Here is a 12,715-nt window from a genome sequence, read left to right on the forward strand (position 1 = left end):
GCAGTCCGGCGGCCAGCTGCTGTTCCATCTGGTCAGCAAACTCTACGAGCAGACCTCCGTCATCGTTACCACCAACTTGGCATTCGGCGAATGGCCGACCGTCTTCGGGGACGCGAAGATGACCACCGCGCTGCTCGACCGGCTCACCCACCACTGCGACATCGTCGAGACTGGCAACGACAGCTGGCGCATCAAAACCCGAGCCTGAACACCCTCCGAAACGCAGGCCCGCGTCGGCTGCGCCAGCTGGAAAGCTACGCCGCCACGGGCCTGCTCACCCGCGCGCCAAAGGGGTCACTTTTGGACGCCGATCAGGGGGCCCGTTTGGATGCCGATTGACACCCCGCCGCGCGACAGGCCAGAATGGGCCGCGTACTCGCGTTCGCTCATGCCTTTCATGGCGCTGTGAATCCCATCAAGATATTGAAAATAAACAGGAAAAGACAATCAATCCGGTTGATTGCCTTGCCCTCCAGAGCGATTCTGCGATCAGGAACTCACCCCTGGATCGGAGGCCAGACCATGACCGCAACCGCCAAACCCGCCCCCGCCGCGCCCGAGGCGCTCATGCTCGACATCGCCAAGCGCCACTTCTTCGTCGAGACGCTGGACACCCGGAACAGCGATGGGCTCGACTTCCACGACGTCGCCGTCTGGTCGATCCGCGCCGCCCTGATTGAGGCCTATGCCGCGGGCCTCGCTGCGGCCAAGCGCTGAGGGAGCCGTTGACATGACCATGGCCATCACCACCATCCGCATCGACTATTCCGCCCTTCCCGACGGCTTCGATCTGACCCGCCCCGACGCCATCGCCGAAGTCATCGAGCAGGCGCTGCGCGAGAGCGGGATCCCGGCCGAGGCGTCCGACGTCCTTTCGCACCTGAAGATCGAACTGCCCACCGCCCAGCTGGGCGCCGCCAGCCGCACGCTGGCCGAGATGCAGCTGATCTGACGGGAGCGATCAGAAAGCACTGATATTGCTCCGATTTGCCTACGATCATCCGCCCGACAGAGCGATGGTGTCGGCACCAAGACGATGCAACTCACCGAAGGACGCCCTTCCATGACGACCCGCCGCGCCACCGACAACTCCAAGGCCCTCGACGCCTTCATCGCTGCAAAGGCCGAGATCGACACCATGCTGGAGCGCCTGAAGGCCCTCAGCGACGACCACTTCGAAACCCAACCCGACGAGATCCATTGGGGGCATGTCGGGACGCTGACGCACTACGCGGGCCTGCTGCGCCAGATCACCGACAGTGCCTTCAAGGAGGGCGAACACGCCGCTTGACGCGCCCAACCCGCGCGACGGCCGCCCCGTCCGATGACGGGGCTTGCCTTCGTAGAAGGCGCGCACACCGCGCGCCCACAGCCACGGAGGCCCCGATGACCACCCCGTCCGACACCCAGTCCCTGATCCTGTCCCGCGCCGCGACCCGGCCGGGCAACCTCGCCCTGCCGCTGCCCGAGGGGCTGGTCGGCGCCGCCGCCAAGATGGTCGTCGGCAAGCTGCTCGCCCGCGGCTGGCTCGAGGAGGTCGAGGCCAACCGGCGGAGTGGCGAGCCGATGTGGCGCGAGACCGGCGACGGTCACGGCACCACGCTGATCGCGACCGAGGCCGGGCTGGAGGCCATCGGGATCGAGCCGCTGGCGGCCACCGCTGTCGCCAGCGCGCGGAAGGCGAGGCCGAAGCCGGAACCGGTGCAGATGCCCGACGACACAGGCACCGCGAAACCCGTCGCCATCCGCGCTGGCACCAAGCAGGCGCAGATCATCGCCATGCTCCAGCGCCCCGAGGGAGCGACGGTCGCCGAGATGGTCGAGGCCACCGGATGGTTGGCGCACACGGTAAGGGGCTCGATCTCTGGTGCCCTGAAGAAAAAGCTGGGTCTGCCCATCGCAGCGGAGAAGGTCGAGGGCAGGGGGATGGTGTACCGGCTCCCCGAAGGTAGCTGATCGATCAGCAGTAGTCGTCCATGCAGTCGTCGTAGCTGTCGCCGGTCAGTTCACAGAAAGTCTTGAGGGCCCCCTGCAGGGTAAAATACTGGTGTTCGCTGCGGTGGTAGAAGAATTCGCCGCGGACACCGACATGCGCGACCGCCCAGTCCTTGATCGCATTGTCGCTAGGATCGTGCGTAAGGACCACGAGGCTGTCCTCGGTCATGCCATGTTGCACGACCAGACTCTGGTAGAGATGGTTTCGGGCGAAAACACGGCCAAACTTCAGGTTTTCCGCGTAGCGCTCGAGCGCGTCCTCGGTCACTGCCTCCGGACAAAGTGGGAATTCTGTCGGCACCTTCCATATGACCTGCACGACCGACGGCGTCAGCGACTCATACTCTTCCGAGGGAGGCTCATAGCTTGCCCGCTCTCTTGTCCCATACAGCCACTCGCCCAGCGCGCCACCGCTTGGGACAGAACCGCTCTTTGCCCATTCCTGCAAACGTGCTTTTGCGGCTGCCGCCTCGTCCTTCGACAAGGTGCGCATCCAGGATATGTCGGGAAACACCTTATCGGTCTGGACCCGGTTGGGGTCAGCGAAGAAGGCTTCAATCGAGCCGTAGACCAGTTCGATGCGCCGAGCAGAGATTTCGTTGAGCAGGACGTTTTCCAGCCGCGTGACCCACCGCAGGTTTTCCGGTCGATTGTTCGCCCTGTTCGTGTCGATGTGATCAACGACATGACGGTCAGTGGGCGGCGCGCCATGAAAAGCCCAGCAGACGATCCGATGAACGGGCACGCCGCTCAGATACATGTAGCCAGTCGACAACCCCTGCCGCCCAAAGGTCCATTGGTCATCAAGCGGTCTGGTCTTCTGCCGTTTCTGGGGCAGACGATGCGCGGAACCATTGTCGCGAACCCGATACCGCTCGCCCCGATATTCGACCTCCACCTCGCGTTCAAAGATATCAATGAGTTGGTCGGCTTTGCTGGGGGACGAAAGGGAAGGGCTACGCATCAACTGCTCCGGCGAGATTCGACCATTCAAGTGCCGAAGGCGGTAGGCCGATTTCCCATTCTCCTTCTGGGCGAACATTCGCAATTTCGGGCCAACTGGTCAATCGCGGCTGGCCTTCCGCCCCGTTGCCATCTCCCACCGCCGCACGGCAACGTCGCAGTAGACCGGGTCCAGTTCCACCGCGCAGCAGGGCCGTCCGGTGCGTTCGGCGGCGATCAGCTGGGTGCCGGAGCCGCAGAAGGGTTCGAACACCAGGTCGCCGGGATCGGTGAAGGCCTCCAGCACCGCCTCGACCAGCGCCACGGGGAACACGGCCGGGTGTGATCCGGCGGCACCCAGACCGCCCTTGTGGCGCGTGATCCGGAACACGCTGTCGGGGATGCGGTGGCTCTGGATCGCGTTGCCGAAACCGGTCTTGCGATGGACCATGCCGTCGGCGCCGCGCAGGCCGCCACCACCGAGGGTTTCGCCCGCGTGCTTGCTCTCGACCGTCTTGTTCGGCTTCCGCGGCTGGCGGTTGAAGTGGAAGATGAACTCGTGGGACGGTGCCAGTCGCCCGTTCCAGTCGCCCGGCAGGCCGGGCCCCTGGTCCCAGACATACCAGCCGAAGCGCCGCCAGCCCTGTGCACGCATCCACTCGACCCAGCCCTCCCAATAGGGGATCCACTCCCCATCGCGATGAACGAGGCCGAGGTTGACCAGTAGCTGCGCATCGGCGGTGACCGGGGCCGCGGCGAAGACGCCCTGCATCAGCGCATCCCAATCGCCGACTTTCTCCTTCGCCGCGCCATAGTCGCGCTGCTGCGCGTAGGGCGGGGAGGTGAAGAGGAGCGACGATTGCGCGCCGTCCATCAGCCGCACCACCACGGCCGGGTCTGTGGCATCACCGCAGATCAGCCGATGCTCGCCCAGCGCCCAGATGTCGCCTGGCCGGGTGATCGGTTCGGCCGGGGCCTCGGGGATGGTATCCGCGGTGTCATCGTCGATGGGCGCAGGATCGTCGGCGGCATGCAGCAGCGCGTCCAGTTCATCCTCGGGGATCCCGATCAGCCCGAGGTCGAAGTCCTCGGCCATCAGGCCCCGCAGTTCCTCGAGCAGCAGCGTCTCGTCCCACCCGCCCAGTTCGGTCAGCTTGTTGTCGGCGATCCGGTAAGCCCGACGCTGCGCCTCGGTCAGATGGCCCAACACGATGACCGGCGCCTCGGCCAGACCCAGCCGGGCAGCGGCCAGGACCCGGCCGTGCCCTGCAATCAACTCGCCGTCGGCGGCAACCAGGCAGGGGACGGTCCAGCCGAATTCGGCCATGCTGGCTGCGATCTTCGCCACCTGGTCGGCGTCGTGGGTTTTGGCATTCCGCGCGTAAGGCCGGAGGCGGGCCAGCGGCCAGTGTTCGATCCGGCCGGGCAGGAGGGGCGCGTTCATGCCGCGAGCCGCTTCGCCTTGAGGGCGGCAAAGGTCTCGCCGGTTTCCGCCAGCACCGCCTCCTGGCCGGTGAAGGACTGCCAGCGCTCGATGGCGACGTCAACATAGGCCGGGTTCAACTCGACCCCGAAGCACACCCGCCCGGTGGTTTCGGCCGCGATCAGCGTGGTGCCGGATCCCATGAAGGGCTCATAGACCGCCTGGCCGGGGCTGGAGTTGTTCAGGATCGGCCGCCGCATGCATTCCACCGGCTTCTGCGTGCCATGCACCGTGTCGGCGTCCTGGTCCCGGTTGGCGATCTGCCACAGCGTCGTCTGCTTGCGGTCGCCCGCCCAATGGCCTTTGCCCTTGGCGCGCACCGCATACCAGCAGGGTTCATGCTGCCAGTGATAGTCACCGCGGCTGAGGACCAGCCGGTCCTTGGCCCAGATGATCTGCGACCGAATGGCGAAGCCCGCAGCGGTCAGGCTGTCCGCCACGGTCGCCGCGTGCAGCGCCCCGTGCCAGACATAGGCCACGTCGCCGGGGAACAGCGCCCATGCCTCACGCCAGTCGGCGCGGTCGTCGTTCAGCACCTTGCCGGTGCGCTTGGTCTTTGCGGCCCCGGCCTGGTTGCGCCAGGAGGGATCGTACTCCACGCCGTAGGGCGGATCGGTAACCATCAGCAGGGGGCGCACATCCCCGAGCAGCCGTCCGACCACATCCGCCGCAGTGCTGTCGCCGCAGATCAGACGGTGCGCGCCGAGTTGCCACAGGTCGCCCGGCACGGACACCGGCGTGACCGGCAGGTCAGGAACGTCGTCCTCGCCCTCGACCGGACCATCGCCGCCCAGCGCCTCGGGATCCCGCAACAGCGCGTCAAGGTCATCATCGCTGATGCCCAGCAGCGTCAGGTCGAAATCCTCGGCCAGCAGCCCCGCGATCTCGTCGCGCAACAGGGCTTCGTCCCATTCGCCCAGTTCCGTCAGCTTGTTGTCGGCGATCCGGTAGGCCCGGCGTTCCGCCTCGTCGAGGTGGCTGAGCCGGATCACCGGCACCTCGGTTAGACCAAGCATCGTCGCAGCCAGCACCCGGCCATGGCCCGCGATCAGTTCGCCGTCGTCGGCCACCATGCAGGGGACGGTCCAGCCGAACTTGGCCATGCTGGCGGCGATCTTCGCCACCTGGTCGTCGCCGTGCATCTTGGAATTGCGGGCATAGGGGCGCAGCCGGGCAATCGGCCAAGATTCAACCTGGCTCGGCGCGAAGACGAGGTCCATGGGGCGGGGCTCGGGATGTGGGGGAGGGAAATGAAAAGCGCCCGCGAGGGGTTTCCTCCGGACGCAATTCTTCGATGATCAAGGGGTAGGTCAATGGGGGCAGGTCTGTCAACCCGAAAAGTGAAGCGGATTCAACAGCTTCTCAGGAATTGGCTTTCCCGGGTGGCTTCTGCCCACCTGGCTTCCCCGGAGGTGGCTTCCCTGGCTTCCCGCCGGGAATCCACCCCGGCCAGATCGTGATTCCGCAAGCCGCTGATCTGACTCACGAATTCCGGCATCAGAGCGCAAGGTGGCTTCCGCCTGGCTTCCCCGGTGAAAATGCCTCACGCTAGCGAACCGCCGCGCTGCGCCCCCCCGCATACGTTCAGGGCGGGGAGGAACCAGAGGAGGGGGCCCCTGTTGGTGCGACCCCCTTATGGGGTTCGGCACGCATCAGTTTGAAATAGCTCGTTCCCACTCGAGTATTCCATCCGCAGGTAGGGTCGCAGCGAAAGCCTGACAGTGGGTCCATCATTCATGGTCAGTGCCACCACCACATGTCGCGCCTCTGTTTCCTCCACCGCGAGGACTCGGTAGAGCGTGGTTCCCTCCGGTAAGTCCAGTTGGATGTTGGCATCGCCGTCGCTGAAACGCACCTGGTATTCACGGCGAGGGTTTTCGCAGATCAACTGGTAGGTCTCTGCGGTTGCAGGGCCTGCCAATCCGGCAACCGCGAGAAGGGTTCTTGAAAGGGAAGAACGGGAAACGAACTGCAAAGCGCTTCAACTCCTCGAGATTTGCTCTTTGTTGTGGTCCACCTCAACAGCCTGCCAGATCGGGCCCTTTTGGCCAGTCACACATCACAGTGTCATCTCTGAAAGCATCGCTTCTGCCTGTGCCAGAACGCCCCGCACCGCTGCTTCTTCAAGGTCCGGGGGATAGCCGTACTTCCGAAGGATGCGCTTTACGAGGACCCTCAGACGCGCCCGGGCGCTATCGCGGTGCGCCCAGTCGATGCTGACGTTTGCCTTGAGTCCCTTCAGCAGCTCATGGGCGATGATTTTCAGCTGGTCGTTGCCGAGCACGTCAACCGCACTTTGGTTGTCGGCGAGCGCATCGTAGAATGCGACCTCTTCTGGTGTCAGCCCGGTCTCTTCACCGCGGCTTCGTGCATCGCGAACGTCCTTGGCCAGCGCGATCAGCTCCTGCAGCACCTCGACCGTGCTGATGGCATTGGTGTGGTAGCGCGCGATGGCTTCTTCGAGCCGCTCCGAGAACTTCCGGGTCTCGATCACATTGCTCTTGCTGCGTGATCGGATTTCGTCGTTTAGCAGTTTCCTCAGGGCTTCCAGAGCCAGGTTCTTCTTTTCCATCTGGCCGACTTCAGCGAGGAACTCATCCGACAGGATGGAGATGTCCGGCGATGACAGCCCTGCCGCCGACAGAATGTCGACGATCTCGGTCGAAGCGACGGCAGCATTGACGATTTGGCGGATTGCGAGGTCACGGTCGGCTGCCGACGTACCTGAACTGTCGGCCGCCTTGACCATCGCGGCTCTTACGGTCTGGAAGAAGCCCACCTCGTCGCGGACATCGCGGGCCGTATCGCTGGCGGAGCAAAGGGCGAAGGCCTTGGAGAGCGCCAGCACTGCGTCCTGGTATCGGCGGTGCGCAGCCTTTTTCGCCTCCTTGTCGGTTTCGCGCTGGGCGGCTTCGTCCTGCCTGGCGAGGATCCAGTTCAACGCCTCTGCCAGTGCGACGAGCCGTTGGTGCGGGGTGCCGGTCAATCCAGCCGAGTAGTCGAACCCGTGGAACATGGAGCGCACGACATCCAGCCGCTCCAGAAGCGCGGCAACGGCCTCTGCCTCGTCAATCCCCGCTTGTTCCTGGTCCGCCTTGGAATACTGGCCCAGCGCGGACTTCAGGTTCTGGGCGATGCCGATGTAATCGACGATCAACCCTGCAGGCTTGTCGCGGAACACGCGGTTGACGCGGGCAATCGCCTGCATCAGCCCGTGGCCGCGCATCGGCTTGTCGATGTACATCGTATGCATGGATGGGCTGTCGAAGCCGGTGAGCCACATGTCCCGCACGATCACCAGCTTCAGCGCATCCTTCGGATCCTTTGCCCGCTTGGCCAGCAGATCGCGGCGCGCCTTTCCCCCGATATGGGGCTGCCAGGCTTCCGGGTCCGAGGCTGATCCGGTCATCACGATCTTCACCAGCCCGGCACTGTCGTCGTCGGAATGCCAGTCGGGCCGCAGGGCGACGATCTGGTTGTAGAGGTCGACGCAGATGCGGCGGCTCATGCAGACCACCATGGCCTTGCCGTCCATCGCCTGCACGCGCGCCTCGAAATGGGCGACGAGGTCCTCGGCAACCATGCGCAGCCGCTTCTCTGCCCCGACAAGCGCCTCGACGGTGGACCACTTCCGCTTCAGCCGTTCCTGTTCGCTGACGGCTTCGTCCTCGGTCAGTTCCTCGATCTCGGCATCGATCTTCGGCTTCTGGTCCTCCGGCAACTCGATCCGGGCGAGGCGGCTTTCGTAGTAGATCGGCACCGTCGCCCCATCCTCGACGGCGCGGCTGATGTCGTAGATGTCGATGTAGTGGCCGAACACAGCCGGCGTGTTCACGTCGTCCTGCTCGATCGGCGTGCCGGTAAAACCGATGAAGGACGCATTTGGCAGCGCATCGCGCAGGTGCTTGGCGAAGCCATAGGCGATCTCGCCGGTCTTCTCGATCCGGGCCTTGAAGCCGTATTGGCTGCGGTGCGCCTCGTCTGCGATCACCACCACGTTCCGCCGATCCGTCAGCAGCGGATAGGCCTCGCCCTTCTCCGGCGCGAATTTCTGGATCGTGGTGAACACCACACCGCCAGAGGCGCGGGACAGCGCCTTTTGCAGATCCTCTCGGCTTTCCGCCTGCACCGGCGTCTGGCGGATCAGCTCGCGGCACATCGCGAAGGTGCCGAAAAGCTGGTCGTCCAGATCGTTGCGGTCGGTCACCACGACGAGCGTGGGGTTCTCCATCGCCGGGTCGCGCACCAGCTGGCCCGCGTAGAAGGCCATCAGCAGGCTCTTGCCGGACCCCTGGGTGTGCCAGATCACGCCGGCCTTGCGGTCGCCCTGGGACCGGGTCGCCGCGATGGTGCTGGCCACCGCCTTTTTCACGGCGTGGAACTGGTGATAGCCGGCGATGATCTTGATCAGCCCGCTCGGGCTCTCTCCGAAGACGGTGAAGTCCCGCATCAGCGACAGTAGGCGGTCGCGCGCGAAGACGCCCTCGATCAGCACCGACATCTCCGGCGCTCCCTTCGGCGCGAGGTCCGTCCCGTCCGTGGTGCGCCAGGGCATGAAGCGCTCGGAGTCGGCGGTCAGCGAACCGATGCGGGCCAGCATCCCGTCCGTCGTGACCAGAACCCCGTTCGTGCGGAACAGCGAGGGGATCTGCGCCTTGTAGGTCTGCAACTGGTTGAACGCCGCGCCGAGGGTCGCCGTCTCGGCGCCGGGTTTCTTGACCTCGATCACCGCCACCGGCAAGCCGTTCAGGAACACCACCACGTCGGGGCGGCGGTTGTTGCCGTTCTCGATCACCGTGAACTGCGAGATCGCCAGCCAGTCGTTCAGCCCGTCCTCCGGGTCCACCAGCCGCACCGCATCGCCGCGGATCGTACCATCGTCTGCCCGGTATTCGACCGGCACGCCTTCGACCATGAAGCGGTGCAGGCGGCGGTTCTCCTCGATCAGCGAGGGTCGGTCGCTGGCCACCACCCGCCGAAGGGCATCCTCGCGCGCGTCCTCGGGGATGTGGGGGTTCAGCCGGGCCATCGCATCCCGCAGCCGCGCAGCCAGGATGGTGTCGGAATACGCCTCCCGCTCGGGTGCGCTGCCATCAGGGCCGGAAACCGCGTCGTTCAGGAGAGCGTAACCCAGCCCTCCGAGCTGATCGAGCAGGACGGCTTCAACTTCGGCTTCGGTCAATGTTGCCATTCCGATCCCCTACCAACGCGCCGGTTTGTGAAACTGGCCAGTGGCGTCTTGCATCACGGCCGGAAACTGCGCGTTCGCCAAGGCGCCTGGCCGGATCGGCTTGATGAAATGCGCCAGCGGTTGCAGGGCGCGGCTGACCTTGGCTTGGGGGTTGAGAATCCCGATAGTCTTGCCGAACCGGTTGCGAACCACCGAGATAGGCTCCTTGAGGTCACTGTCGTTGCTGACGATCACTGCCACGTCGAACGCATCATCGAAGGCGTCGATCAACAGATGCGTGGCGATGTTGACGTCCGAGCCCTTCTCCTCGGTCTTCATCACCCGCCGCGGGGTGTATCTTCCGCGCTGCCAGTCGGCGGCGTCGGGCATGCTGACCTCGTGGGTCAGGAAATGGCCGAGGTGGATGCTGACCTGCGGCAGGGTGCGCAGGGCCCGGAAATAGGTCTGCTGGCGGGTCGGCTGGTCGGGATCATGCGGGGTGCCGCTGACCTGCGCGGTGAAGTAGCGGATGGCACGGATGTCGTTCTGCGGCATCAGCGCGCTACAAAGCGCGTGCAGATTCAACCACTTGTGCGGAGTCTTCTTGAGGCAACCAAAGTAGAGGTTGTAACCGTCGACATAGACGTGGGTTCTCATGCGAACCCCCGAAAAAGCAGCAGCGGCCACTGGGGCCGCCGCGCGCCCCGGCACCGAAGCGCCGAGGGAGATATGCAGGCATAAGTGGACATTTTCTCCACCAGGTCAAGAGTCCAGTTGCGAAAAACGCAACGCAGCGGCGTGATGCACGGGCAGGTCATCGTACCGCCTCCGCCATCTGTTCCGACCCGACATCCCGCTCAGGTTTGAAATCACTCAGGCCCGAAACGACACCAGTCAGGCAGACATCCGCCTGCCATTCAGCTTGATCGAGCGGGGCGGCTTCGACTTCGGTCAAGGTTATCATGCGCGCACCGGTCTCGTAACCTGTGCCAGCACCGCCAGAATCCGGTCCAGGTCCGCCATGCTCCGAAGGGCGAAACAGACGAGGTCCGCCTTCCCGAGCTGCATCATGTCCTCTAGCGCCGAGTGACGTCCGTACTGCTTCTCGCCGGTCTTGCCGACGGTCTGGTACAGCTTCGATGCCGGGGAAATCGTGAACGGGATACGGCCATCCAGCAGGTCCCGCACGAAATCCTCTTTGACCCACAGATTGGCAGGGGACTTCTCGCCCTTCTCGAACATCAACTCTATCAGGGCGCCGTCGGAGGATCGCATCGAATAGCGGTTTGCGTAACTCTTCTGGTGGCCCTTGGAATGCTCTTTCGCCTCGCGGTCGAGCCGCATGACGATGGCGCGTTTCAGGTTGGTCAGATCGATCTCGGCTGCGCTCATTCTGTTTGATATCAAAGGTGGGCGAATTTGATAGTGTATGGCTTTGCACGCGGATTTTCAAAGCAGCTCGGACGAAAGCGCTTTGTCCCTTTCTCGTTCCGCTTCAATCTTTTTGCGTGTCTCCTCCAGTTTGCTTTCGGGGTTCCATTCGCCGAAGGTTCTTCTGGGAAGATCATGCGTATCCCGAAGGATGCGGGCGAGTCTTGCGGCTTCCAGCCCGAGAAGGGCATACCTGTAGCGTCTCGTTTCGTAATAAGCGTCGTAGTCCGGGGGCGACGCGTAATCGGCCGCCGCACTGATCGCCTGCTGGGCGTCGTGCAGCCTGTTGTCGAGCGAAAGAAGATCATAGGCCAGTTGGTGATCGATACTGCGCCAGTCCACGTCATCGGGAAAGCTGATGGGTGAGGGCGCTTCGGTGGTCACCGTTGCTTCGTCGCGGTTCCCTTCAAGATACCCGTCATCGAGCGAAACGACCGCGCACTGGTCCACGAACCTGTCCAGCGTGATCACGACGCGCACGGCGAGGTATTTCGCACGCTTGCGACTGTCGGCCGAACTGGCCAGCCATTCGCGAACAACGACGATCCCCGAACCCACAATGGCCCCCAACAGGGCCGCAACCGCCTCGCTCATCACGCCACCTCTTCGGCCAGGCGCTCGGCCTCGGCCACCCGCAACTCCCCTGACATCAGGCGCGGCAGCAGGAGGTCGCGGGTCTGGGCGAGGGTGCGGGATTCGTGGATACTTGCGCGGATACGGTCGAGCATAGGGGCGACGGCCGCATTAAACGCTTCCGCCAGATTGGCTGGCGGAAGCACTACCGGATACTTGGACATGATCGACCAACTTGTGCGGGGCATCTTCGTTCCGGTCGAAGTCTTGTCGGTGTAGGCGACGAAGTCGTCGTCCGAAATGCACGCGATCACGAAACCAGCCCATTGGGCGGTCTGGGGGCGCACGACTACAATGTCGGTCGAGCAGATACCCGAGACCGGAGCCACTCCGACCTTGTGAAAGTAGGGGCGCAGCTTGCCGAACAGGAAATCGCCAGTGGCAAAGGCGGCCTTGTTCGAGGAAACCTTCCCCGCGCCTTCCCAGTCAGTCAGCGCGATTGACCCGCGTGGCATATGCTCAAGGCCGATGTAGGGCGTGTCGGGGCTGATCGCCGAGGGATCGACCCCCTCATTCCTCGCTGTCGCGACGGCACCCAGGGTTCCAACCTCCCACCCCTCCGGCTTGCCCTCGGCGTCGAGGCGGTCGGGGAAGAGGGACCAGAGGTCGGGGGAGAGGTAGGGGGGGCGGCCTTCCATCCTGGCGCGGGTGGGGCCGAAATCCACGAACCAGTCGCGGAACAGCGCCCGCGCCATGGCCTCGAGCGTGGCGTTCATCTTCCGGTTCAGCTCGATCTTGTCATCCAGCGCCCCGAGGGTGGCGGCAATGGCGCGTTGTTCGGGGAGGGGTGGGACCTCAACCTCCCTGACATAGACTGCGGCACGTGTTGTCGAAGGGATCGGCGATCCATCATCGATCTCCCCCAACTTGTGGTGGATGATGGCGTAGTAGAGCCATCGCATGTCCAGGTCGGTCTTGGGCCTAACGAAATACGCCGTGTCGATCACGAAGAACGGGTCAGCGCTGAAATGAATGCCGCGATACGCCCCTTTGCGCCCGAGGATCACGCCCGGTCCTTGGGCCAGCGCTTTCTCTGACCAGCCTATAGGCCCATTCGATCC

General features: G+C 64.1%; 14 protein-coding genes. 5 read left to right on the plus strand and 9 right to left on the minus strand.

The genetic code is table 11. From position 1 onward, the window contains the following. The 5 genes from G481_RS0116260 to G481_RS0116285 all read left to right on the plus strand — a co-directional run. Positions 1–208 (plus strand): ATP-binding protein (locus tag G481_RS0116260; RefSeq protein ID WP_028030957.1); only part of this gene is annotated, 208 nt, incomplete at its 5' end. 314 nt (positions 209–522) lie between these two features. Then, positions 523–717 carry a DUF6900 domain-containing protein gene (locus G481_RS0116270; protein ID WP_028030958.1) on the plus strand — a complete coding sequence of 65 codons (195 nt, stop codon included), beginning with the start codon at positions 523–525 and terminating at the stop codon, positions 715–717. A gap of 13 nt (positions 718–730) precedes the next feature. Beyond that, on the plus strand, positions 731–952 hold the full coding sequence (locus G481_RS0116275) for a hypothetical protein (RefSeq protein WP_028030959.1): 222 nt from the start codon (positions 731–733) through the stop codon (positions 950–952). Between the two features lie 111 nt (positions 953–1,063). After that, positions 1,064–1,291: a hypothetical protein gene (locus G481_RS0116280; protein ID WP_028030960.1), complete on the plus strand. Its 228-nt coding sequence runs from the start codon at positions 1,064–1,066 to the stop codon at positions 1,289–1,291. A 95-nt stretch (positions 1,292–1,386) separates the two neighbouring features. Continuing rightward, positions 1,387–1,956, plus strand: a complete 570-nt coding sequence (locus G481_RS0116285; protein ID WP_028030961.1) for a DUF3489 domain-containing protein — start codon at positions 1,387–1,389, stop codon at positions 1,954–1,956. Between the two features lie 4 nt (positions 1,957–1,960). Here the strand turns inward: G481_RS0116285 and G481_RS0116290 are convergent, their stop codons facing one another. The 9 genes from G481_RS0116290 to G481_RS0116325 all read right to left on the minus strand — a co-directional run bounded on the left by G481_RS0116290 (position 1,961) and on the right by G481_RS0116325 (position 12,661). Further along, complete coding sequence (locus G481_RS0116290) at positions 1,961–3,037, minus strand: HNH endonuclease signature motif containing protein (RefSeq protein WP_051294609.1); 1,077 nt, start codon at positions 3,035–3,037, stop codon at positions 1,961–1,963. 21 nt (positions 3,038–3,058) lie between these two features. Next, complete coding sequence (locus G481_RS0116295; protein ID WP_028030963.1) at positions 3,059–4,381, minus strand: site-specific DNA-methyltransferase; 1,323 nt, start codon at positions 4,379–4,381, stop codon at positions 3,059–3,061. After that, positions 4,378–5,640 (minus strand): site-specific DNA-methyltransferase, encoded by a 1,263-nt coding sequence (locus tag G481_RS0116300; protein ID WP_028030964.1) that lies wholly within the window; start codon positions 5,638–5,640, stop codon positions 4,378–4,380. Before G481_RS0116300 ends, G481_RS0116295 begins: the two co-directional genes overlap by 4 nt. Positions 5,641–6,479: 839 nt before the next feature. Beyond that, complete coding sequence (locus G481_RS0116305; protein WP_028030965.1) at positions 6,480–9,611, minus strand: type I restriction endonuclease subunit R; 3,132 nt, start codon at positions 9,609–9,611, stop codon at positions 6,480–6,482. Positions 9,612–9,620: 9 nt separating this feature from the next. Then, positions 9,621–10,247 (minus strand): NYN domain-containing protein, encoded by a 627-nt coding sequence (locus G481_RS0116310; RefSeq protein ID WP_028030966.1) that lies wholly within the window; start codon positions 10,245–10,247, stop codon positions 9,621–9,623. A 157-nt stretch (positions 10,248–10,404) separates the two neighbouring features. Then, positions 10,405–10,554 (minus strand): hypothetical protein, encoded by a 150-nt coding sequence (locus G481_RS26020; RefSeq protein WP_154664649.1) that lies wholly within the window; start codon positions 10,552–10,554, stop codon positions 10,405–10,407. Then, positions 10,551–10,982 carry a hypothetical protein gene (locus G481_RS0116315; protein WP_051294610.1) on the minus strand — a complete coding sequence of 144 codons (432 nt, stop codon included), beginning with the start codon at positions 10,980–10,982 and terminating at the stop codon, positions 10,551–10,553. Before G481_RS0116315 ends, G481_RS26020 begins: the two co-directional genes overlap by 4 nt. 57 nt (positions 10,983–11,039) lie before the next feature. Continuing rightward, positions 11,040–11,615: a hypothetical protein gene (locus G481_RS0116320; protein WP_028030968.1), complete on the minus strand. Its 576-nt coding sequence runs from the start codon at positions 11,613–11,615 to the stop codon at positions 11,040–11,042. Next, the gene (locus tag G481_RS0116325; RefSeq protein ID WP_211235220.1) at positions 11,615–12,661 is read right to left on the minus strand and encodes a restriction endonuclease subunit S; all 1,047 of its coding nucleotides are present in this window, start codon (positions 12,659–12,661) and stop codon (positions 11,615–11,617) included. Before G481_RS0116325 ends, G481_RS0116320 begins: the two co-directional genes overlap by 1 nt. Between the last annotated feature and the right edge of the window lie 54 nt (positions 12,662–12,715).

Origin of the sequence: Gemmobacter nectariphilus DSM 15620 (assembly GCF_000429765.1) — a bacterium.
Taxonomy (GTDB): Bacteria; Pseudomonadota; Alphaproteobacteria; order Rhodobacterales; family Rhodobacteraceae; genus Wagnerdoeblera; species Wagnerdoeblera nectariphila.